The following is a 23475-nucleotide window of genomic DNA, read 5'->3' as shown; positions in this document are numbered from 1 at the left end:
CGTTAACGCACCTGGCGCGCCTTGAATTTTTTTCCTTTCAATTTTCCCTGCTGCAAATGTTGCAGGGCTTTTTTTGCCACCGTTGTGTTAACGGCAACGTAAGCGCAAAAATCAAAGATATCAATCTTGCCGATAGTGTCACCGGACAAACCGGCGTCTTTGGTTAACGCGCCGAGGATGTCGCCGGGGCGCAATTTGTCCTTGCGCCCGCCGTCGATGCACAGCGTTACCATCTGCGGTTGTAATTCTGCGGGATTTTGTTGTGTGGTCGGCAAACTCTCCAGTGTCAGTGTTTGCTGCAAGTAATCTTCCAGGCGATTCAGACGCGGCACTTCGTTAGGCGCAATCAGGCTCAGCGCCAAACCGGTTTCGCCCGCGCGGCCCGTGCGACCGATCCGATGCACATGCACTTCCGGGTCGCGCGACAATTCAATATTAATCACCGCATCCAGACCTTTGATATCCAGACCGCGCGCCGCTACATCGGTAGCGACCAACACCGAACAACTTTTATTGGAAAAACGCACCAGAGTCTGGTCGCGGTCGCGTTGTTCCAGATCGCCATGCAGTGCTAAAGCGCTAATACCTGCCGCACGCAAATCTGCACACACGTCATCGCATTGCTGTTTGGTATTGCAGAACACAATCGAGGCCTGGGGCTGGTAATGTGCCAACAGTGTTAGTACCGCCGACTGTTTTTGTGAGGCATCCTGCAACTCATAAAAATGTTGCTCGATGTGTTGGTCGCTGTGCAGTGAATCCACGGTGACTGACACAGGGTTGTGTTGACAATGCGCACTGATTTTTTGAATCGCTTCGGGATAGGTCGCCGAGAATAATAAGGTTTGCCGTTGCAGCGGGCAGGCTTGCAATACCGTCTCCAAGGCGTCAGCAAAACCCATCTCCAGCATACGGTCTGCTTCATCCAGCACCAGTTGCTGCAAGTATTGCAGCGATAAAGAGCCTTTACCCAGATGATCCACAATGCGCCCCGGCGTACCGACCACGATATGCGCCCCGCGCTCCAATGAGCCGAGTTGCGGGCCGATAGAAACACCACCGCACAGTGTCAACACTTTTACGTTGTGGGTAAACCGCGCGAGCCGCCGGATTTCCTTTGCCACCTGGTCCGCCAATTCCCGTGTGGGGCAGAGCACCAACGCCTGGGTTGCAAATTGTTTAACATCCAGCTTATTCAATAAACCAATCGCAAACGTGGCCGTTTTACCGCTGCCGGTTTTGGCCTTGGCAATAATATCCCGGCCTGCCAGGATCACCGGCAAGGACTGCGCCTGGATCGGCGTCATGGTGTGGTAGCCGAGCGATGCAAGGTTTTCAAGCATGGCCGGCGCGAGGGGCAAGGTGGAAAAAGCAGTCGTGGTCACAATAAACTCGGTGGCTAGCGGCAAAGAAACGGGTGAGCAGGATAGCAGATTCACCTTCATTCGTCCCCGCGCTTTGTTTTGCAGTCGATTGACTCTATGATCTGCGCTGAATTCTTCAGGAACGGTTATTCATGAATTTATCAATCAGGGTTTTATTGTTGTGGTGTTTCATCAGCCAAGCGGCAAGCGCTCAAACAGCCGAGGATGACGCCATTCCGGAAACAGCCCCCACAACCAAAGCGTCTTCCGCAGCCACGGTAAAAACCTGGGAAGCCGGCATCGGCGTCGGCGCCATCAGCGGACCGGACTATCGCGGCTCCGAAGAATACAGCCATTATGTTGCTCCCATTCCCTATTTTATTTATCGCGGCAAATATATTCAGACGGATCGCGACGGGGTGCGCGGAAAATTATTCACCCGCGATGATTTTGAATTCAACCTCAGCATGAGCGCCTCCATTACGCCAGAGAGCGATGAAAATGAATTGCGTGAAGGTATGCCGAAACTCTATTCCACCGTTGAATTCGGGCCGGCGCTGAATATTAATTTAACCGGCGATAATTTTCGGGAAGGCTGGATGATGCATTTACCGCTGCGCGGTGTAGTTGCGGTGGGCGGCGGCGATACCGACTATGTTGGCTGGCTTGTCCATCCGCAACTCGCTTTTCGCACCGAAATTGAAAAATGGAATTTCACCTTTCGCACTGGCGTGTACTACGCCAGTGATGATTACCACGATCACTACTACACCGTTGCAGAAGAATACGCGACCGCAGCGCGCCCGGCATTTGAAGCCGACGCCGGCTACAGCGGCTGGAGCAATTCCTGGGCGATGAGTCGCGCGATTGACCATTATCGCATCGCATTTTTTATTCGTTATGATAATTTGCGCGGCGCAGAGTTTGAGGAAAGTCCATTGGTGGAAACAACGGATTCGGTGGCGGGCGGCCTGGCGTTGATCTGGGTTATTCGATAAACAGCCGGGACGGCGGGCAATCTGATTCCGTTCAGATTGCCCACCGCTGTAACCTTAGATCAGGCTATTTAAATACACTTCCAGGTTGGTATACATCGAATCCAATGAATAATCATTGCGGTCATTCGGGTTAAACGGATTCAAACCCCGCTGCTGTTCCCACGCATCCGGCATACCGTCGCTGTCGCTATCGTCTGGTGCGGCATCGCTGTAAAGCGCAACCAATCCACCGACTTCATCCTGGCTGTCGATGATGCGCCCGGTATTACTGCGAACTTGCTGTACAACACGCGCATCAATCGCATCGCGCGCGAGTGACGCACCGGCCTGATTCAACACATCGTCATAGGCTTGCTCTGCACTGACCGTCGGTACCGAAGGAAAATTCCAGCGCGAGCTGCGTCGTTGCGCACTGGTAAAATTCGGGAACATACTCCAACCGTTGTCCACGCCGTCACGCACCCCGTTCATATTGTTATCAAGTTTGTTACCGGATTGGTAGGTCAGGATGCCTTCGGTCTTGACTTCATCCCACACGGAATTGGCATTGCGTGAATCGTTATTGGCGATCACATAGTTGTTAACATAGTTGATCTCCACAATACCGCCCGCCGAACCACCAATGGATTCACCCGAACGCGTACCCCAGCCGTAGACAACATTGTTAACAAAATCCAGTTGGCCTTTTATTGATGGGGTTGTCTGATTACTGCCTGCACCGGGGTTACGCATATCGTGGTGCGAATACAGGTTGCGATAAAACGTACTGCCGCCTTCACCGTTACCGCGAATTAGCGAACCGAAACCATGGTTACCTTTATCGTGATAAGAGTCATTCAAACTTTCCGACACAATAGAATGTTGTACCGTTACATAATTTGAATAGGTTACCGACAAGGTTTCATCGATTGCCCAGGACGTTGATACGTGATCAATGATCACGTTGTTCGCCACCAGCACGTCCAGTGCGCCCGCCGTACTGCCTTTTAAGTTGCCATTACCTTTTGAGGGCTTGCCGTTTTCTGCTAATGCATTGAAATCGCCGCAACGGAAACGCATGTAACGAATGATGATGTTATCGGCATTCACCGTAACGGGATAACCCGCAACCGTAATGCCATCGCCCGGCGCCGTTTGACCGGCAAGCGTGAGATTGGGCCGTTTAATATCGAGCTTGGATTGCAACAGGATATTGCCTGATACCGCAAACACAATCGTGCGCGGGCCACTGGCTGACGTAATCGCGTCGCGTAGCGAACCGGCACCATTGTCATTGAGGTTGGTCACGATATAAACATCGCCACCACGCCCACCGCTGGTCAGACGACCGAAGCCGACCGCGCCGGGAAAAGCCAGTACTTCACTACTGGCCGCACTGCTACTGGAATTGCTCGACACGCTGCTTGCTGCAGCGCCGGATACCGTCATGTAATCCATATTCGGACCGCCATTGCTCGTCGTCGCCAGGGTGCGGATAGTGTTGGTCCCTGCGTGCAAATTGACGTTGATACTGCGGGTTGTCCAACTATTCCAGGCACCGGTGCCGGGGAATGACATATTGCCGTTTACCGATGCACCATTGACCAGAATATTCATCGCGCGATCTGCTGTTGTGCCGTTGGCAAACCGGAATGTCAGGGTTGCACTGCCGGCATTGGCCCGATAAATCGTCCACTCCAGGGCACTGCCCACCTGATTATCATAATTAACAAAACCGGAACCGGTGTAACCGCTGTGATTGAATTCCACCGCACCGCTGGTGATCACGCCACCTTCCGCTTCGTAGGTGGTCGCGACCGACGGCGCACTGCTGGCACTCGACGAGGACATTGGCGCAACGGAAGATGACATCAGGGATGACGAGCTGGCGACCGACGCGCTTGAGGAAACGGGCGCGGAACTTGAAGCGCTCGATACCGAGCTCGATAAGACACTCGACAAAGCACTCGAACTTGCGACGCCGGTTGCGTTATAGACCTCAAATTCTGCAATGGCCGGTGCCGCGCTGGCATCGACATACAAACTGATTTTTTTCATGCTTACCGCGCCGAGATTGATCACCCGGTTTGCGCCGATGGCGTTACCGGCAGATAAGACTTCATCGGTTTCATGATTGCGCAGTTGCCAGTTCGTCACGCGGTTGCCGGCTTCACGCAGTACCACCGTATTAAAGGTTTGTGCAGTGCTCCATTTCACCGACACCCGTTGGTTACTCGTGCCGCTCGCTTGCGAGGCGGAGTTGATATTGCCGTCACGCACCGTTTTCGTATTACTGAAACCGGAACCGTCCGCACCGGCGCCCGGACCAGTAAGGGCCAAGTTGCTGCCGAGATTCTGTGCCAGGGAAATATTATTGATACCGAGTGCCAAGCCTGCGAGCAGCAGACCGCGCACCATAGATTGATGTAAAGGTTTCATAGGATTACCTGTAGGTTATTGTTATTTCTCTCACTTATTTTTACGCCAGGGTAAAGCGAGGACCCCGGCGTGAGGGAATTATGCAGGAGTGATCGATGAAGAAACCAGTAACAGGTATCGGTTTGCGTGTTTGGGGAGTTGTCGGATTACGCTGCGCTAATCCGACCTACTTGACTATCCGTCGACGTGGCGCCCGTAGGTCGCGTTAGCGGCACAGCCGCGTAACCCGACACCCCCACAACAATTCATAAAAATAATGCAGAAGCAAAAAAATTCCGCAACATCAGTCCTTCGGATAATCGTTACAGCGCCTAAATTCGGCGCAGTATGCCGAGACTTTTCACCAACGGTAATGCTTCAAATAAACCAGAGGCTTGCGCCAGTTTCCAGATTTCATAAGGCGGGCGCCCGCCGTCGGCGGGGTTGGGGAAGACGTCGTGAATCGCCAGGAGGCCGCCGCGCATGATATGGCCGGCCCAACTGCGGTAGTCCGTTAATGCGGCGTCCATACTGTGGCCGCCGTCGATAAATACCATGGCCAGAGGTGTGGCCCACTGGCGGGCGGCCAGTTGCGATGGCGCAACAATCGGGATTACCGTATCGAGCAAGTCGGCGCGGATCAGTGTTTGGCGAAAACTGGGGAAACTGTCCATTAATGCGGCGCGCGCGTCATAGAGTTCGGGGTCGTGATATGCCTCGCCGCGCTGATGTTCTTCCGAACCGCGATGGTGATCCACCGCATACAAGACCGCACCGGCCGCTTTACAGGCAGCACCGAGATACACCGTGGATTTTCCGCAATAACTGCCCACTTCCAGACACGGACCGTGTTGTGCCGCTTGCGCGGTATGATGATAAAGCGCCTCACCTTCTTCGGCGGCAAGAAAACCTTTGACGCTATCGATATCCAGAGGCAAAGTGACGGGCATAATCGCGTTCCTGAATGACATTGCGCGGCATTCTAACAGTTGAAAATTTTTTTGCCGACTGTCATCACACCAACACTCGTCAACTCCATGGAAATATCCTGTGCGTCGCAATACCAAACCTTACTGGATAAAACGCATCAGCACCCTGTGCAATCGCTGGTACGTTAAACATTTTATTCGCCCGCAATTTGATGCTGCGGGAAAGTATCTGGAGATTGCCCACCCGCGTCACCTGGAATTATTCGGGCGCAACATCCGCATCGGTGATCATGCCCATCTTATTGCCGCCACGGACAATAAAATTCGGTTGACAACCTGGTCCGGCAAGCAAGGGCAGGGTGAAATTGTGATGGGTGATTATTGTTTGATTTCTCCCGGCGTCAGAATTTCAGCGGCCCGATCCGTGCGCGTCGGCAACAATTGTATGCTGGCCGCCAATGTGTATGTGAGCGATAGCGACTGGCACCATGTGTACAACCGTATCCGCCCGTTTCGCTGCACCAGGCCGGTGGTGCTGGAGAACAATGTCTGGCTGGGTGAAAGTGTGATGGTATTGAAAGGTGTGACAATCGGTGAGAACAGTGTGATTGGCGCGGGCTCGGTGGTAACCAAAGATATTCCGGCGAATGTGGTCGCGGCGGGCAACCCGGCGCGGGTGGTTAAAAAAATAAATCCGCACCGCCGGATGTTGAAACGTGAATTGATGTTTCGCGATGCAGAACATTATTACCACAATCAGGATGAACTGGATCGGTATATGCTGGCCAACAATGGCTGGTGGAATTGGTTGCGTAGCGTTTTCTTTCCGAATAAAAACGATTGATGCCGGATTACGCCTTCGGTTAACCCTACAATGCCTCTTCGAAAAGAAAATTGGTTTGCGACTGAAAGATCGCGTCGGATTACGCTTCGCTAATCTGACCTACGGGTATGGGGTTTATGTAGGTCGGGTTAGCGAAGCGTAACCCGACAAAAATCTCAATGAAGCGGAAACACGCACGTGAAGACGCTGCCCTTACCCACTTCACTGGTAATTTTTAATTCGGCATCGTGACGCAACAGCACGTGTTTAACAATGGCCAAGCCTAAACCGGTACCACCGGTGCTGCTGTTGCGGCTGGCGTCGACGCGGTAGAAGCGTTCGGTCAAGCGGGGGATGTGTTTGTTTTCAATACCCGGCCCATTGTCACTGACCGCGAAATAACAATTCTGTTTATCCTTCCACAAGCGCATGGCGATCTTGCCTTTGGCCGGAGTGTATTTCACGGCGTTAACCACCAGGTTGGAGAAAGCGCTGTGCAGTTCTTTTTCGTTCCCCAGCAATTGAATATTGCCATCGCAGGTCAGGGTGATTTCCTGTTCCTTATCGCCACTCAATGCCACAGCTTCATTGCGAATAGAATGCAGCAACGGCTCCAGCGGAATCAGTTTCTGGTTGTGGCCCACCTCGGTGGTTTCCAGTTTTGATAACACCAACAGGTCATTGATCAGCAATGCCATGCGCTGTGTTTGTTGCTGCATTTGTTGCAGGGGTTTTTGCCAGGTCGGGCCCAGGTTATTGTTGTCCGCCAGGGTTTCCAGGTAGCCACTGATCACCGTCAACGGCGTGCGTAACTCGTGCGAGACGTTGGCAATAAAATCCTGGCGCATCTGTTCCAGGTTATGAATCTGGGTAATGTCGCGCACCAGGATCAGGCGTTCATTTTTACCAAAGCGGGTAATCTGAAATTGCAGTTGCTTGGAGGAAAAACGCGGTGAGGGTAATTCCAGTGGCTCGCTGTAATTGCCTTCTTCAAAGTAACTGACAAAGCGCGGGTGACGAATAAAATTGATGACCGACAAACCCTGGTCTTTGGTGTGAAAACCCAATAAGCGTTGGGCTGCGGGATTCCAGAAATCCAGGTGACCGCGCCAGTCCAGCAGGATCACGCCGTCTTTTAATGCAGAGGTGATTTCCTGCACGCGATTGATCACCGCTTGCAGGTTTTCCCTTTCCTGGCGCTGGTGACGTTGCAGGTGGTAGATATTGTCGAAAACGTCGCCCCAAATACCCGTGGCCTCGGGTGGCTCTTCGTCGTTTTTGCGCAACAGCCAGCGGTTGAGCCGCGACATTTGCCAGAGCATGTAGGCAAGATACGCCAGGACACCGATATCCAATACCAGCAATAAGTGTCCGGTCAGCCAGCCCAGTAACAGACAGATCGCGACGAAGATCGACAGGCGCTTGAGTTCGGCGCTAAAACCTTGCAGCAAAATAGTGAGCCTCTTTCACAACCATCTCCAGCAGAATATTTTCACTCACTATCGCGCGGAAATATGACTTTTCTTCGCGCGGGATATAAAAATTTCTGCCCACCGGTCTTGTTGAAAACGCCTGTGCGTTTTTAACCGGTTTGAATTATGCGTCGGCCTTGGTGGAGAAACGATAACCGGTACCGCGCACAGTCTGGACCAGGTTTTCGTGGTTGTCGACAGTGAGGGCTTTGCGCAACCGGCGGATGTGCACATCCACCGTACGCTCTTCCACATAGACGTTGCCGCCCCACACATGGTCCAGCAGTTGGCTGCGAGTATAGGCTCTTTCCTGGTGGGTGAGGAAAAATTCCAGCAGGCGATATTCCGTCGGCCCCATATCAACCGCCTGGTTGTTGATCGTCACCCGGTGACTGGCCGGGTCGAGGCACAAACCCTGCACGGTAATAGGGTGGCCATTAACCTGCGGGTCAGCGCGGCGCAATACCGCCTTCAGGCGGGCGACCAGTTCGCGGGGGGAGAAGGGTTTGGTGATGTAATCGTCGGCCCCGACTTCAAGGCCCTGGATCTTGTTGTCTTCCTCACCTTTGGCGGTGAGCATAATGATGGGTACATCAGCAGTCACGTCGTCGCGCTTGAGGCGGCGCGCCAGTTCGATACCGCTGGTGCCGGGCATCATCCAGTCCAGCAGGATCAGGTCAGGCTTTTCATCCACAATCAACGCATGGGCGTCCTGTGCATTGCTGGCTTCGATACACTGATACTCGGCCATTTCCAGTGCGACCCGGAGCATGTCGCGAATGGCTGACTCGTCATCGACGATCAAGATTTTACGCCCACTCATAATTCTTACCTGTTACCCGCTGATGGCTGAGAGCAATTGTTGCAAGCGTATTAAATAAGCCCTGTGTTACAACTTTATGACAGCACAGGATTCAACGCAGCACCAGCAGCACCGGTAAATTCTCAGAGTTTGTCGGCCACCACGCCGATAAAGACGGCCAGACCCACCCAATTGTTGTTCATGAAGGCCTTGAAACAGGCCTCCCGCTGGCGAAAGCGGATCAGGTATTGTTGGTAGGCAAACAGCGCAGCGGCCACACCGAGGCTGATGTAATAAAAAGTACCCAGCTCGAAGCGCGAGCCGACCATTACCAGAGCGTAGAGCGTCAGGGCCTGTAACACGCCCGTCATCAGGCGGTCCTGCTCACCAAACAGGATGGCCGTGGATTTCACTCCGATGCGCAGGTCATCGTCGCGGTCCACCATGGCATAAAAGGTATCGTAGACCACGGTCCACAGCACCACAGCGGTATAGAGCAGCCAGACTTCCACACCGAGCGCCCCACTCTGGGCGGCAAAGGCCATGGGAATGGCCCAGGCAAAAGCCGCGCCCAGCACCACTTGCGGCAGGTGGGTGTAACGCTTCATAAACGGATAACAAAATGCCAGTAACACACCACCCACGGATAATTGAATCGTCAGGGGATTGGTTAATAGCACCAGGCCAAAGGCGAGCAAACACAATCCGATAAACAAGGCGATAGCTTCGCCACTCGATACCTGTCCGCTGACCAGTGGCCGTTCACGGGTCCGTTTGACATGGCCATCCACCTTGCGATCAGCGAAGTCATTGATGACGCAGCCGGCGGAGCGCATCACAAACACCCCCAGCACAAAGATCACCAGCACATCCCAGCGCGGCACGCCATCGGCCGCCAGCCACAGGCTCCACAGGGTAGGCCACAACAGCAAGAGTGCACCGATAGGCTTGTGCATGCGCATCAATTGCCAGTACAGGCGGATGCGTTGGCCAATAGATAAAGCGGGTTGTTTAGCGGCGGGGCGCTGGCTAGGTTGAGTCATAGCAGATTCTGTTGTCCGTTATTGACGATGGGTAGACATCAAGGGTGGCGGCGAGGCCAGGGTGTCGACAAACGCGTCCAGGAAGACTTCGCTCACCAGCAGCGGTTTATCCTCCAGGTAAAACACCGAACGCCGCCCCCACAAGGGCTTATCGCTGGTGAGCGGTTCCGGCACATAGCCATGATGGCGTTTCAGCCGGCTCACAGCAATGGCACTGCGCTGCAAGTGTGGCTGACTGAACAAAAAGGCCCCCAGTGGACGGGCGTCCTGTTTGCGCAAGTGCCGCAGGCTACCGGTCAGGCTGGTCAGGGGCAGCACGCTGCGGGCGAATACCCAGGGCTGCTGGTGGCCGCACAATACCACTTCGCGAATCAACGCCAGCTCCGAACGGTCCATGTTCAAACAACGCCATTCCGATAAGGCGGGCCGCGCAATCTGCTGACGCAATACCTCGACATGAAAATGATCGTGACTGCGAGCCACCAGACGCGCCGTAAGTGAACCTTTGTCCAGCAACCACTCACACAGCGCCGCCTCCGGGCGTTGCGCCTTGGGCCACTGCGCCAGCGGCTGCCATGTTACCCGGCCATTTATCGATAACCCCAAAAGTCGCTCCTGTCACACATGTCGGCAAACCAGCGCGGAATTCTAGCAGGTGGCACCGGGAGTTTGGCCGGCAATCGGTCCCGACCAATAAAAAGCTGCCGTTTTCACTGCCCCCCGGCGACCTGAGCGGGTACACTCCCGTTTGTCCAGCCTGCCACTACCGCGTCAGGACTATCGATACTTGAGGGCCCTTGCCATGCATAAAACTGATCTCGTCGATCGGGTTGCCGATCAAACTGATATGAGCCGCGACAAGGCGGATGCGGCGGTATCCGCCATGATTGAACACATCACCAATGCACTCAGCCGCGATGAATCGGTGTCGCTAGTGGGATTCGGCAGCTTTGTAAGAAGCCATCGCTCCGCGCGCCAGGGGCGCCACCCACAGACCGGCGATACCATTCAGATCGCCGCCAGCAGCAGTGTGTTGTTTCGGCCCGGTAAAGCGTTGAAAGACGCGCTGAACCCATAATAACAACCAACACCCGACTGAAACCCCACCACTGATAACAACGATCGAGGCTAGGATGACACTCACCAACCGAATCCTGCTGGGCATGATCCTCGGCATTATCGTCGGCATTTTGTTTAACCTGATTATCGCTATAGATCCGGATACCGGCCTACCGGTAACCGCCTGGGGCGCCTGGCTTGATCGGGTGTTGATCAACGGATTTCTGGACGCGGTGGGCCAGGTCTTTATCAAGTCGCTCAAATTATTGGTTGTCCCACTGGTGTTTGTGTCGCTGGTATGCGGCAGCGCCGCGCTCGGCGGCCACAGTCGCATGGGCGCCATGGCACTCAAAACCGTCTCGCTTTATATGCTGACGACTGCTATGGCCATCGCCCTCGCGATTCTGGTGGCCTCGCTGATTCAGCCCGGTGAAGATGTGGACTTGACCATGGCCACCGGTTTCAGCGCGATTGAAGCGCCGGGTTTGAAAGAGACCTTTATCAATATCTTTCCGGAAAATCCGATCCAGGCCATGGCTGATGGCAATATGTTGCAGGTAATTGTATTTTCCCTGTTGTTCGGCATTGCCATCTCCCGCAGCGAATCCCCCGCCGCACAAAACCTGCAAGCCTTCTTCAACGACCTCAACACCGTGGTAATCAAGATGGTGCTGCTGTTGATGCACATCGCGCCTTATGGGGTGTTCTGCCTGCTGGTGAAATTATTTTCTTCTCTGGGTATCCATGCCGTGGCGGACCTGGCGCTGTATTTTTTTACGGTGCTGCTGGTGTTGTTCTTACACGGCCTGGGCGTTTACGGTTTGCTGCTGAAATTATTGAGCGGCTTAAACCCGCTGATTTTCTTTCGCAAGATGTGGTCGGTGATGGTGTTCGGTTTCAGTACTGCATCCAGCAATGCCACCTTGCCGATCACCTTGCGCACCGTCGAAAACGATCTGGGCGTGGACAACAAAGTAGCGTCTTTCAGTATTCCCCTCGGCGCTACCATCAATATGGACGGCACGGCCATCATGCAGGGCGTAGCCACGGTTTTTATTGCGCAGGCTTACAATATCGACATCGGCCTGGGCGGTTACCTGTTGGTGATTCTCACCGCGACCCTCGCCTCCATCGGCACTGCCGGTGTTCCCGGCGTTGGCCTGGTGACACTGGCGATGGTGTTAAACCAGGTGGGCCTGCCGCTGGAAGGTATTGCCTTGATCGTCGGTGTCGACCGTTTGCTCGATATGATTCGCACCGCCGTGAATATTACCGGCGATGCCATGGTCTCTACGGTTGTAGCCAAAAGTGAAAACCTGTTGGACCGCGCGCGCTTTGAAAACACCAATAAAAATCTGGTGGATGAGATTTCCAAAGAATGATGCCGATGTTTATTACTCCAGTGTCAGGTAAGGATGCATGACCACACCCCACGCTATTCTCGAACATACCTTCGGTTACAACCGCTTTCGTGGTACGCAGGAAGCGGTGATCAACCATTTGATCGCCGGTGATGACGTCCTGGTGTTGATGCCCACCGGCGGCGGGAAATCCCTGTGTTACCAGATTCCTGCCCTGGCGCGCGCCGGTACCGGCGTGGTTGTTTCGCCTCTGATTGCACTGATGCAGGATCAGGTCAGCGCACTGCATGAACTCGGCGTGCGTGCCGGTTTTTTAAATTCCACATTATCGCCGCAGGACGCCTGGCAAACTGAGCGGGCCCTGCAAAACGGCGAACTGGATTTGCTCTATGTCGCCCCTGAACGGCTGTTGCAGGACCGCATGCTCGACCTGCTGGACAACGCCCGCATTTCCCTGTTTGCCATCGACGAGGCGCACTGCGTAGCGCAATGGGGCCACGACTTCCGCGCCGATTATTTAAAGCTGGATATCCTGCAACAACGCTTCCCCGAGGTGCCGCGCATTGCGCTCACTGCCACCGCTGATGTGCGCACGCGCCAGGAAATTATTGAGCGCCTGGGTTTGCAAAGCGCGCAGCAATTTATCAGCGGGTTTGATCGGCCGAATATTCAATATCGCATCCAGCAAAAAAATAATCCCCGCCAACAATTGTTGCGTTTTCTACGCGACGAACAAAAAGACAGCGCGGGCATTGTGTATTGCCTGTCGCGCAACAAAGTGGAACAAACCGCTGCCTGGTTATGTGGTGAAGGTTTTAATGCCTTGCCCTACCACGCCGGTTTAAGTGCAAGCCTGCGGGCCGAAAACCAACGGCGATTTTTGCGCGAAGACAGCATCATTATGGTGGCGACCATTGCGTTCGGCATGGGCATTGATAAACCGGATGTGCGTTTTGTTGCGCACCTGGATTTGCCCAAAAGCATTGAAGCTTATTATCAGGAAACCGGGCGGGCTGGACGCGACGGCGAACCGGCCACCGCGCTGCTGTTGTATGGGCTCGAGGACGTGGTGAAACTGCGCCAGATGATGGCCGGTTCCGAAGGCAGCGAATTATTCAAGCGACAGGAACAACAACGCCTGCAAGCCATGCTCGGTTTATGCGAGATCACCAGCTGCCGGCGGCAAACCTTGTTGCGTTATTTCGGGGACAACCTCGATGAACCCTGTGGCAACTGCGACTCCTGTTTAACACCGGCACAAACCTGGGATGCGACCGAGGCCGTGCGCATGGCCTTATCCTGCGTTTACCGCACCGGCCAACGCTTCGGAGCCAATCATGTGATCGATGTGTTGCGCGGCAGCAACAACGAAAAAATTCTCAGTTTTGATCACCATAAATTATCCACCTACGGCATCGGTAAACACCTGAGTGCCGATGAATGGCGCTCTGTCTTTCGCCAACTCGTGGCGCGCGGCTTTCTCGATGTGGATGCCAGTGGCTTTGGCAGTTTATTGTTGAATGACGCCTGCCGTCCGGTATTGCGCGGTGAGCAAGCCATCCAGTTGCGCCGCGACATCAAAACTGCGGCTACCAGTGCAACACGCCGCGCGCCTGTCGCCGTGGCACCGGAAGATGAAAGTTTATGGTTCGCATTGCGCGCCTGCCGCAAACGGCTTGCAGAGGAACATGGCGTGCCGCCTTACGTTATCTTTCACGACGCCACCCTGCGGGAAATGCTCGAACAGCGTCCGCTCACACCCAGCGAGATGCTTAATATTTCCGGCGTCGGCGACAGCAAACTGGAACGCTTCGGCGATGAGTTTCTGGAAGTGATTCGCGAGCACGAATACGTATAAGCCGTGGGCCGAGAGGCTTGATCTTCCACAAGATTAGTCATCCGGGCTTGCTATATACTCCGGCTTTTACGCCAACCGCCCTTTCTATTACGGAAGCCCTGATAGTGGACCAGTCTTTCGCTCACTTGCTGTTGTTACTCGGCATGGCCGTTACCGTCGTACTGATTTTCCAGCGGCTGCGCATACCTTCCAGCCTCGGTTATTTATTAGTGGGTGTCATACTCGGCGGACACACCATCGGTCCGGTTATCGATCCACAACCCATCCAGGCGTTCGCTGAATTCGGGATTGTGTTTCTACTATTCACCATCGGTCTGAATTTCTCGCTGCCGCAGATTTATGCCCTGCGTCACCTGGTATTGGGTTTGGGTACTGCCCAAGTGGTGCTGACCACGGTCATCGTCGGCATGGTGGCTTGGCTGCTCGGCTTGCCGCCTGCCGGTGCCTTTGTCATCGGCGCGGTCTTCGCCCAATCATCCACCACAATCATCAGCAAACAGTTGGCAGAACAGGGCGATGAATACAGCCGTCATGGGCGCCTCGGCACTGCCATGTCGGTATTTCAGGATGTCACCGCCGTGCCCTTTGTGGTCATTATTCCCGTGCTGGGTATGGCCTCAGCCAGTTTCGGCGATTTAACCGGAGCCCTTGGCTGGGCGTTTGTGAAAGCGGCAGCCGCTTTCGGCTCTGTGTACCTGGTGGGACGTTGGTTGTTCCGACCCCTGTTTCATCTGGTTGCGGAACGCCGATCTGCGGAAATTTTTACCCTGACCGTGTTATTTGTGTCGCTGCTGGCCGCCTGGACCACGAATAGCCTCGGCCTGTCCATGGCCTTTGGCGCATTCCTCGCCGGCATGATGCTGGGCGAGACGGAGTTTCGACATCAGGTGGAATCCACTATCCGCCCCTTCCGCGATGTGCTGCTGGGTCTGTTTTTCGTGGGTATCGGTATGCTGTTCGATCTGTCCTCCTTACCCAAGATCTGGCACTGGGCATTGCTCGGCGCCGTGGCGCTGTTACTGATAAAAACCCTGGTGGTAGTGCAAATCGTCCGCATTGCCGGTATTGATGCCGCCACCGCCTGGCGCACTGGCTGGATTCTGGCCGTGGGAGGGGAATTTGGTTTTGCCCTGGTTTCCATCGCTATGGGAGCGGATGTTATCGCCTCAGATACTGGTCAGATCGCCCTGACCTCAGTCCTATTTTCCATGATCGTTGCGCCCTTCCTTATCCGCTATAACCACGCACTGGCGAGCTTGTTTGCATCGCCCTCCCGCCCACAACAACAGGAAGAACCGGCCCCCAAACCCGGGGTGGACACCGTGGGGCAGATAAATGACCACGTCATCATTTGTGGTTACGGTCGCATCGGCCAAGGTGTGGCGCGCTTCCTGGAACTGGAGCAGATCCCCTACCTGGCGCTGGATCTGGATTCCGCTAAAGTAAAGGAAGCCCACCTTGCCGGCGAGCGCGTATTTTATGGTGATGCCGCCGAGCGCGATATCCTCGAAGCCTTGGGAACCGCAACAGCCCGTCTGGTCGTCATCAGTCATGAGGACGTGTCTTCCGCCCTGCGGATACTGCAACACCTGCGCAGCCTGCGCCCGGATCTACCAGTGATGGTGCGCACTCGCGATGAAAGTCATGTGGAAGAATTACGCGCGGCGGGGGCGACGGAGATAGTCGCAGAAACACTGGAAGCCAGCCTGATGATCGCAGCGAATACCCTGATGGCCTTACAACTGCCAATTTCGCGCATCGTCCGCCGGATGAAAGAACAGCGGGAGGGCCGCTACCGGTTATTGCGCGAGCTTTACCGCGGTGACAGTTTTCTTGCTGATACCTTGCACGAACAGGATGCGGATCGCCTGCGCCCGGTGTCGCTACCACCGGACAGCCCAGCCATCGGTCGCGCACTGAACGAACTGACGCTGACCGGCGTGGTCGTTACTGCGCTGGTCCGTGACAATAAAAAACAACTCAAACCCGCCCCGGATACCCGCCTGGCCAGTGGCGATGTGCTGGTCATGTTCGGCTCACCGGAAGATCTGGAACAAGCGGAACAGGCGCTTTTGGGCGTGAAGCTGACCACGCCGTAACAATCACGGCTCCGTCTGGGTTTAGCGCATCTATACTGAGAGAACCCCTCGTTTCTCAGGATAATAACAATGAGCGATATTCGCGGATTACAGGCCTGGATGCGCGTGCTGTCGGACCAGGATTTACCCACCCTGAATTCAGTTGTCAAAGCCATCTGCGAACTCAGCGACGATAATCAAAGTTCTACCCATGACCTCACCCAGATTATCCTGCGCGATGCGGACCTGACCTCGCGAGTACTCAAGATCGCCAATTCGGTCCACTACAATCGCTCCTTCACCCCCATCAAAACCATCTCCCGTGCGATTGTGCAGATCGGGTTTATCAATCTAAAAAATATCACGCTGGCCAGTTCGTTGATCGACAGTTTTCTCAAAGGAAAACCGCGTGAATTATTGATCCAGCGTCTGGCAAAATCCTTTCACGCGGCGGTGCAGGCCCGCGCGATGGTGCCTTACCTGAACAACGAAAAACAGGAACAGGTTTTTATTGCCGCGTTACTACGCCACATCGGCGAATTGGCCATTCTGTCTACTGGCCGGGAGGCAGCGGAAAAGTTTATCAGCGCGCGGGATTTGCACCCGGAAAATGAATTGGGTTTGAGCATGGAATACCTGGGCGTGGATATTCACCACCTCAACAAATCCCTGATTCGCGAATGGTCCCTCGGTGAATTGGTGAATGAAGCTTGCGACCGCCAGGGCAAGCACAGTTTGATGGCGCACGTGGTGAATCTCGGCAATGAAGTCAGCCTGCATATTCATAAAGGCATGCATCACGCCCGGATGGTGCAATTGTGCGAACAGATCAGCGAGCAGTGTGAAATTTCGGTGGAGGACGCGCACAAACAAATTTTATTGATGGCCGAAGAAGCCTCCGTGATTGCCAAAACCTACGGTGCGGAAAGCCTGCTAAAAGCCCTGCCGCAACGCGAAGCGATCGAGGCAAAACATTTCACACAATCCACGGGTTATGAATTGTCGCAATACCTCAACCAGATGCACACCTTGATGATCGACGGTGAAAGTATGTCGGCGGTCATGCAGTGTGCAGTGCTGGCTTTGCATGAAGGAGCCGGGATGCAGCGCGCTGCTATCGCCATGATGGACTACGACAGCAAGTGCCTTGATGTTCGCTATATCGCCGGTAAAGGCACCAACCACTGGCGCGAAGACGGGCGCATTGAACTGGAGCGTTTACACAAGGGTGAGTTACTGCACGAATTCCTGCGCACACAACATCCGCTGTGGCATGAATCCAGTAAGGATGCGGCACCGCCCGGCATTCTGCGCAAAATTACCCAGGGTGGCGATTGCATGTTGGGCGGATTGAAACTGAATAAGCGCATCGTGGCCGTGGTATACGCCGATGCGGCGGGCAAGGCAATGACTGAGCGTCAGTTTGAAGAATTTCAACTGGTGGTGAATCAATTGAATTTAATGCTGCGGATTAATGCGGTGGATCGCTGACAGCTCACTACAACATTCCGTTTGAGCAGCACGGGAAAATAAAAGACATCCTTGTCGAAAGTGATGCTGTTGAATCGCATGCACAAAATAGCAATTCCCAAGCCAATTACATAAAAGCCATATAAATCAGCAAATTATAAAAAACCATGGTGGCGCCGCCAGCCAAATCTGTAAGAAATACCTTCGCAAAATTTGCCGGAAAAAAATTCCCGAAACCAACGTTCTGGTTATAAGGGTTGAATGCTATAGTGCCTCGTTCAACCATGACGGTGATTATTATCCATGCCCGAGTTACCCGAAGTCGAAACCACCCTGCGCGGCATTACGCCGCATATCCTGGGCCGCCAGATTACACAGGTGGTGGTGCGCCAGGCACGTTTGCGCTGGCCAATTCCTGCTGAATTAACCACCCTACTGGCGCGCCGAAAATTACTCGCAGCGAGTCGCCGGGGAAAATATTTACTCTTGCAGTTCGCCCACGGCCACGCACTGATTCATCTGGGTATGTCCGGCAGCTTGCGTATTGTTAAAGCCTCGGATACACCGCAATTGCACGATCACTTTGATCTGGTATTTGGCGATGTGGTGCTGCGCTATTGCGACCCGCGCCGTTTTGGTTGCCTGCTGTGGCTGGAGGGCGGTCCACTAACCCATTCGCTGCTGACTCATCTGGGGCCCGAGCCGTTGACTGCAGACTTCACGGCGGACTATTTATTCCAGCGCACCCGGCGGCGCAGTCAGGCGATAAAACAATTCATCATGGACAGTCGCGTGGTGGTAGGCGTCGGTAATATTTATGCCAATGAATCCCTGTTTATGTCGCGCATTAAACCGACTCGCAAAGCCGGTTCACTGACCCGTAAAAACTGCGAGGATCTGGTGCGCGATATTCAGTTTGTGTTGCAGCGTTCGATTGACCAGGGCGGCACAACCCTGCGGGATTTTGTTGGCGGTGATGGCAAGCCCGGTTATTTCAAACAGCAGTTATTGGTCTATGGCCGCGGCGGAGAGGCGTGCGCAGTCTGCGCAAAACCGCTCAAGGAAATTCGCATGAATGATCGCACCACGGTGTATTGCACGCAGTGCCAGAAGTAGCGGCATCAGGCCGTCAGACGCTGTTTGGGGTGATTTCTAATTGCGAGCGAATTTTTTAACTAACGCCGACTCCACCGCCGGCGCAACAAACTTGCTGACATCGCCACTGAGCATGGCAATCTCGCGCACGATAGATGACGAAATATACGAGAGATGTTCGGCAGGGGTAAGGAATAAACTTTCCATATTCGGTTCCAGTGCGCGATTCATATTGGCCAACTGGAATTCATACTCAAAATCCGACACCGCCCGCAAACCACGCAACACCGCCTGGGCACTTTTCTGACGCACAAAATCCACCAGCAGGATATCGAAGCCGCAGACTTCCACATTGGGTAAATGGGACAGGGTGTCCTGAGCCAGCTCTACGCGTTCATCCAGGGTAAACAGGGGATTTTTGCGGCTGCTGGCCGCTACCGCGACGATGACTTTATCGAAAAGCCGACAGGCGCGCTCCACCAGATCGATATGGCCGTTGGTGATGGGATCAAAGGTGCCGGGGTAAACAACTGTACGCATAGCCAATCTCGGGTCGGACGCTGTCGGGCAGCGGGAGGCAGATAGTACAAAATTCACTGTGCACTGGCCAGCAATCCTGGTGCCCCTCCAACCTACCCTCAACCGTCCGTCGCTTTCCATAACGCACGGGCATGCCGCCATTTGACCGGCAGAAGCAGACGCTATATGTTGCTCGACGCACATAGCCCGCCGTGTAAACAGGCTGGCCCGACGCAAGTATTACGAAGGAATATAAACGGTGAGCACCATGGCCAATCGCACTCCTTTTCGTCCTAAACTCTGGCGGCAAGCCGCCGTATTATCAACGCTGTGCCTGACGTTACTGTTGAGCGCCTGCGGCGGCGGAAGCGGCGACAGCGATGACACATCTACCCCGCCACCTAACACAACGAACCCGGACCCCAATGAATTCAAAGGACCAGTCAGCTTGAGCTGGGTACCACCAGCGCAGCGCGAGAATGGGGATGAGCTGGATATTACCGAGCTGGGTGGCTACGAACTTCGCTACCGGCAAGGCACCGATCAAAAATATATTTCCGTCATCATCGAAGATCCCTGGACAACGGATTACTACATCGAATGGCTGGAAGGCCGCCATGAATTCCAGATTGCTGCCTTTGACAACACCGGTTTGTACAGCGAATTTGTCTCTCTGCAACCGGAGGGCTGATTCAGGCAGGTTGAAAACGATAGAACAACCGATAATTCACTTGCCCTGCCTGTTTATCGCGATGGAGGGACCAGTTAGAGGGCACCTGATAAACGGATTCACGCCCGGATTCAATATAGATTGAGGATTCATCAGCCAACCAGCCGCCGACTTCCAAAGCATCCACCACGGCTTGCCACAGGTTTAACTGAAACGGCGGGTCGACAAACACCACATTGAAAGGCGCTGCGGAATTACCCTGACGCAACAGGGTCAGAGCATCCGCATTCAGCAGGCTGCCCTGCTCCGCTTGCAGCAACGCCAGGTTCGCGCGCAACTGCGCCGAGGCTTGTGCATCCCGCTCTACCAGCAAGCTGGCACCCGCACCCCGCGATAAGGCCTCCAGACCCAGCGCACCGGAACCGGCAAACAGATCCAGGCAGCGGGCACCCCGAATCTCAGGGGCGAGCCAGTTAAACAGAGTTTCGCGAATTCGGTCACCGGTAGGTCGCAGCCCTTCCACGTCGGGGAAACCCAGTTTGCGCCCGCGCCATTGGCCACCAATGATACGTAGCTGGTTGACACCGCGCAGGGCAGCCGAACGGGATTTGGCGGGTGTTGGGGCGGGCGGTTTCAACAGCGGGCGCTCTCTCTGGTCACAATAGAAGTGGTAGGATAGCGCCTTTCTTTTCAGTCGATAAGCAACGAATTCTCTCTATGTTCTTCAAAAAGCTCTTCAACAAGTCTGAACCCGAGTCCCCCAAGGCTCCCGAGGTGCCTCAGGAACAAATGCCTGCGGAGCCATCCCCGGTGGATGATTCCGGGGCGGATTCCTCCGCGGCCTCGATCCCTGCAGAAGCACCTGTACAACCCGAACCCGCCGCCAAACCGGGCTTTTTCGCGCGCATCAAACAAGGGCTGAGTCGCACCAGCAACAACTTCGCCGAAGGGTTGGGCAACCTGTTTCTCGGCAAAAAGAATATTGACGATGAGCTTCTGGAAGATATTGAGAGCCAGCTTTTGATCGCCGACGTAGGTATCGAGGCGACCAGCGAGATCATCGACAACCTCACTCAACGCGTCGCCCGTAAACAATTGGCTGATGCCGATGCCCTGTTTCGCGCGCTGCGCGAATTACTCGCCGGTTTGCTGCGCCCGGTAGAACAGCCGCTGGTGATCGATAAAGCCAAACAGCCTTACGTTATCCTGGTTGTCGGGGTGAACGGGGTGGGCAAGACCACCACCATCGGCAAACTGGCCAAACGCCTGCAAAACGAAGGCAAAAAAGTCATGCTCGCGGCGGGGGATACCTTTCGTGCGGCAGCCGTTGAACAGCTACAGGTCTGGGGCCAGCGCAATAATGTGCCGGTGATTGCCCAGCATACCGGCGCCGACAGTGCTTCGGTTATCTTCGATGCCGTGCAGGCCGCGCAGTCCCGCAAGATGGATGTGATCATCGCCGATACGGCTGGCCGCCTGCATAACAAAGACCATTTGATGGAAGAGCTGAGCAAGGTCAAGCGGGTTATGGCCAAGCTGGATGTCAGTGCGCCCCACGAAGTCCTGCTGGTGCTGGATGCGGGCACCGGCCAGAATGCGGTCAACCAGGCCCAACAATTTATCGATGCTGCGGGCGTCACCGGCATTGCCCTGACCAAGCTCGACGGCACCGCCAAGGGCGGGGTGATCTTCGCCCTGAGCAAGCAGTTTGGTTTGCCCGTGCGCTTCATCGGCGTGGGCGAGGGTATCGATGACCTGCAACCCTTTGCCGCGGAGCCCTTTATCCAGGCGCTGTTTAATCAACAGGACGACCTGTGATCCGTTTCGACAACGTCAGTAAACGTTATGCCTCCGGCCACGAAGCGCTGACCCGCGTTGACTTTGAGGTCGAGCGCGGCGAAATGGTGTTTCTTACCGGCCACTCCGGGGCCGGCAAGAGCACACTGATGAAGCTCATTATGTTGATGGAGCGACCCACCCAGGGGCAGGTCTTTGTTGACGGGCGCAACCTTAATCGTTTGTCGTCCGGGCAGATTCCCTACTACCGCCGCAATGTCGGCGTGGTCTTCCAGAACCATCAACTGCTGTTTGATCGCAGCGTCTTTGACAACGTGGCCCTGCCGCTACAAATCGCCGGTAACACGCCGGCAGAAACCGGGCGACGGGTCCGCGCCGCCCTGGATAAGGTGGGCCTGCTGGATAAAGAGCAGCAGAATCCCATTGTATTGTCGGGCGGTGAACAGCAGCGGGTGGGGATCGCCCGCGCCGTGGTTAACAAACCTTCTGTCCTGCTGGCCGACGAACCTACCGGCAACCTCGACCCGGAGCTTTCAGCGGAGATCATGAATTTATTTCGCCAGTTTAACGAAGTTGGCGTCACCATCATGATCGCCAGCCACGATCTGGAATTGCTTAAACGTATGAACAAGCGCGTGCTGGGCCTAAGCCATGGCCAGGTCGCTCACGATGGAGTGCTGTGGTGAAACCCGTCCGCCCCAACCGTGCCGCCGCTGCCGCCCGCCCACAGGGAGCGGTGCAGAGCAAATCCCGTCTGGGTGATCGTTTCGACGCCTGGATGGCCCATCACAGCACCACCGCCATCGACAGCTTGCTGCGACTGCTGCGCACGCCGCTGCAAAGCCTGATGACCTGGCTGGTGGTGGCTATTGCCGTGGCGTTACCGGCGGTGCTTTATATCGCGCTGACCAATATCCAGAACATCGGCTACAGCTGGCAGGATTCCAGTCAGATCTCGGTCTTTCTCAACAAGCAGGTCTCCGATAGCCAGGCCGAAGAACTGCGCCGTCGCTGGGCTAATCGCGCAGATATTGCGCAGGTGATCTATGTGTCCCCCACCATCGCATTGGAAGAGTTCAAGACGGCGTCGGGCCTCGGCAACGTGGTGGATAGCCTGGATGAAAACCCCTTGCCCGGCGTGCTGCTGGTCCAGCCCGGCTTGGCCGGAAGCACGCCCGCCGGCCTGGAAGCACTGGAGCAGGTTCTCCGCCAGGATCCGTTGGTCACCGATGTACGTATAGATATGCAATGGGTGAAGCGCCTGCATCAGTTCATGGCGGTGGCCCAACGCGTGGTTATGGCCCTGGCTGGCTTGTTGGCACTGGGTGTGATCCTGGTGATTGGCAATACCATCCGCTTGGCGATTGAAAACCGGCGCGACGAGATCCTGGTAGTGAAACTGGTGGGCGGCACTAATGCCTATGTGCGCCGCCCCTTTTTGTATACCGGCCTGTGGTATGGCCTGGGCGGTGGCCTGCTGGCCCTGGTCCTGCTGGCAATAGGCCTAGGGTGGCTGGGCGGACCCGTGGCGCATCTGGCTGATCTGTATCAAAGCAGTTTTCGTTTACAAGGCTTAGGCTTTATCCATAGCCTGCAACTGGTGCTGCTGGCCGGCATTACGGGCTTGTTGGGCGCATGGATTGCCGTGGGGCGACACCTGTCACATATCGAGCCTCATTGAGCCAACCCGCGCATAGCCATAGAAATTTGCAATTGATCAAATGCTTGCCAAATGAATCA

The 23475-nt window shown here is 54.9% G+C and carries 21 protein-coding genes; 12 read left to right on the top strand and 9 right to left on the bottom strand.

Features of this window, described 5'->3' with window-relative positions; genetic code table 11:
• Window positions 1-2: 2 nt before the first annotated feature.
• A complete protein-coding gene (dbpA, locus tag ACSV5M_RS02545) occupies window positions 3-1445 on the bottom strand; it encodes an ATP-dependent RNA helicase DbpA (RefSeq protein WP_439173947.1) in 1443 nt (480 codons plus the stop codon).
• A 71-nt stretch (window positions 1446-1516) separates the two neighbouring features.
• On the opposite strand from dbpA, the gene ACSV5M_RS02540 reads away from it, so the two are divergent.
• Window positions 1517-2362, top strand: a complete 846-nt coding sequence (locus tag ACSV5M_RS02540) for a MipA/OmpV family protein (RefSeq protein WP_439173946.1) — start codon at window positions 1517-1519, stop codon at window positions 2360-2362.
• A 54-nt stretch (window positions 2363-2416) separates the two neighbouring features.
• On the opposite strand, the gene ACSV5M_RS02535 is transcribed toward ACSV5M_RS02540, so the two are convergent.
• The gene (locus tag ACSV5M_RS02535; RefSeq protein ID WP_439173945.1) at window positions 2417-4780 is read right to left on the bottom strand and encodes a carbohydrate-binding protein; all 2364 of its coding nucleotides are present in this window, start codon (window positions 4778-4780) and stop codon (window positions 2417-2419) included.
• A 311-nt stretch (window positions 4781-5091) separates the two neighbouring features.
• Window positions 5092-5709 (bottom strand): class I SAM-dependent methyltransferase, encoded by a 618-nt coding sequence (locus ACSV5M_RS02530; protein ID WP_439173944.1) that lies wholly within the window; start codon window positions 5707-5709, stop codon window positions 5092-5094.
• Window positions 5710-5809: 100 nt separating this feature from the next.
• Here ACSV5M_RS02530 and ACSV5M_RS02525 point away from each other — a divergent pair, with 100 nt between their 5' ends.
• Window positions 5810-6532 carry an acyltransferase gene (locus tag ACSV5M_RS02525; protein WP_439173943.1) on the top strand — a complete coding sequence of 241 codons (723 nt, stop codon included), beginning with the start codon at window positions 5810-5812 and terminating at the stop codon, window positions 6530-6532.
• 155 nt (window positions 6533-6687) lie between these two features.
• Here ACSV5M_RS02525 and phoR read toward each other — a convergent pair whose 3' ends face one another.
• The 4 genes from phoR to ACSV5M_RS02505 form a co-directional block, all read right to left on the bottom strand.
• Window positions 6688-7962 (bottom strand): phosphate regulon sensor histidine kinase PhoR, encoded by a 1275-nt coding sequence (gene phoR, locus ACSV5M_RS02520; protein WP_439173942.1) that lies wholly within the window; start codon window positions 7960-7962, stop codon window positions 6688-6690.
• 145 nt (window positions 7963-8107) lie between these two features.
• Window positions 8108-8806, bottom strand: coding sequence for a phosphate regulon transcriptional regulator PhoB (gene phoB / locus ACSV5M_RS02515; RefSeq protein WP_439173940.1), 699 nt, complete (start codon window positions 8804-8806; stop codon window positions 8108-8110).
• 122 nt (window positions 8807-8928) lie between these two features.
• Window positions 8929-9828, bottom strand: coding sequence for a 4-hydroxybenzoate octaprenyltransferase (gene ubiA, locus ACSV5M_RS02510; RefSeq protein WP_439173939.1), 900 nt, complete (start codon window positions 9826-9828; stop codon window positions 8929-8931).
• Between the two features lie 18 nt (window positions 9829-9846).
• The gene (locus ACSV5M_RS02505) at window positions 9847-10434 is read right to left on the bottom strand and encodes a chorismate--pyruvate lyase family protein (protein WP_439173938.1); all 588 of its coding nucleotides are present in this window, start codon (window positions 10432-10434) and stop codon (window positions 9847-9849) included.
• 196 nt (window positions 10435-10630) lie between these two features.
• Here ACSV5M_RS02505 and ACSV5M_RS02500 point away from each other — a divergent pair, with 196 nt between their 5' ends.
• From ACSV5M_RS02500 to mutM, 6 genes are all read left to right on the top strand, one after another.
• Complete coding sequence (locus tag ACSV5M_RS02500) at window positions 10631-10906, top strand: HU family DNA-binding protein (RefSeq protein WP_439173936.1); 276 nt, start codon at window positions 10631-10633, stop codon at window positions 10904-10906.
• Between the two features lie 55 nt (window positions 10907-10961).
• Window positions 10962-12269, top strand: coding sequence for a dicarboxylate/amino acid:cation symporter (locus ACSV5M_RS02495; RefSeq protein WP_439173935.1), 1308 nt, complete (start codon window positions 10962-10964; stop codon window positions 12267-12269).
• A gap of 37 nt (window positions 12270-12306) precedes the next feature.
• A complete protein-coding gene (gene recQ / locus ACSV5M_RS02490; RefSeq protein WP_439173934.1) occupies window positions 12307-14106 on the top strand; it encodes a DNA helicase RecQ in 1800 nt (599 codons plus the stop codon).
• A 104-nt stretch (window positions 14107-14210) separates the two neighbouring features.
• Window positions 14211-16205, top strand: a complete 1995-nt coding sequence (locus tag ACSV5M_RS02485; RefSeq protein WP_439173933.1) for a cation:proton antiporter domain-containing protein — start codon at window positions 14211-14213, stop codon at window positions 16203-16205.
• A 69-nt stretch (window positions 16206-16274) separates the two neighbouring features.
• Window positions 16275-17675: an HDOD domain-containing protein gene (locus ACSV5M_RS02480; protein ID WP_439173932.1), complete on the top strand. Its 1401-nt coding sequence runs from the start codon at window positions 16275-16277 to the stop codon at window positions 17673-17675.
• A 282-nt stretch (window positions 17676-17957) separates the two neighbouring features.
• Entirely contained in the window at window positions 17958-18770 is an 813-nt protein-coding gene (mutM, locus tag ACSV5M_RS02475; protein ID WP_439173931.1) for a bifunctional DNA-formamidopyrimidine glycosylase/DNA-(apurinic or apyrimidinic site) lyase, read from the top strand.
• 36 nt (window positions 18771-18806) lie between these two features.
• Here the strand turns inward: mutM and coaD are convergent, their stop codons facing one another.
• Entirely contained in the window at window positions 18807-19289 is a 483-nt protein-coding gene (coaD, locus tag ACSV5M_RS02470; protein WP_439173930.1) for a pantetheine-phosphate adenylyltransferase, read from the bottom strand.
• A gap of 247 nt (window positions 19290-19536) precedes the next feature.
• Here coaD and ACSV5M_RS02465 point away from each other — a divergent pair, with 247 nt between their 5' ends.
• The gene (locus ACSV5M_RS02465; RefSeq protein WP_439173929.1) at window positions 19537-19959 is read left to right on the top strand and encodes a hypothetical protein; all 423 of its coding nucleotides are present in this window, start codon (window positions 19537-19539) and stop codon (window positions 19957-19959) included.
• A gap of 1 nt (window position 19960) precedes the next feature.
• On the opposite strand, the gene rsmD is transcribed toward ACSV5M_RS02465, so the two are convergent.
• The gene (gene rsmD, locus ACSV5M_RS02460; RefSeq protein WP_439173928.1) at window positions 19961-20575 is read right to left on the bottom strand and encodes a 16S rRNA (guanine(966)-N(2))-methyltransferase RsmD; all 615 of its coding nucleotides are present in this window, start codon (window positions 20573-20575) and stop codon (window positions 19961-19963) included.
• A gap of 80 nt (window positions 20576-20655) precedes the next feature.
• Between rsmD and ftsY the strand changes: the two genes are divergently transcribed.
• Genes ftsY through ftsX form a run of 3 tightly spaced genes read left to right on the top strand, consistent with a single transcriptional unit; the run spans window position 20656 to window position 23416 of the window.
• Window positions 20656-21756, top strand: a complete 1101-nt coding sequence (gene ftsY, locus ACSV5M_RS02455) for a signal recognition particle-docking protein FtsY (RefSeq protein ID WP_439173926.1) — start codon at window positions 20656-20658, stop codon at window positions 21754-21756.
• Window positions 21753-22421, top strand: a complete 669-nt coding sequence (gene ftsE / locus ACSV5M_RS02450) for a cell division ATP-binding protein FtsE (protein ID WP_439173924.1) — start codon at window positions 21753-21755, stop codon at window positions 22419-22421. The genes ftsY and ftsE overlap by 4 nt, the downstream gene beginning before the upstream one ends.
• Entirely contained in the window at window positions 22418-23416 is a 999-nt protein-coding gene (gene ftsX / locus ACSV5M_RS02445) for a permease-like cell division protein FtsX (RefSeq protein ID WP_439173923.1), read from the top strand. The genes ftsE and ftsX overlap by 4 nt, the downstream gene beginning before the upstream one ends.
• The last annotated feature ends 59 nt before the right edge of the window (window positions 23417-23475 follow it).

This window comes from Cellvibrio sp. ARAG 10.3, assembly GCF_051846955.1.
Classification (GTDB): Bacteria; Pseudomonadota; Gammaproteobacteria; order Pseudomonadales; family Cellvibrionaceae; genus Cellvibrio.
This window is presented reverse-complemented; position numbering and strand designations above follow the sequence as displayed.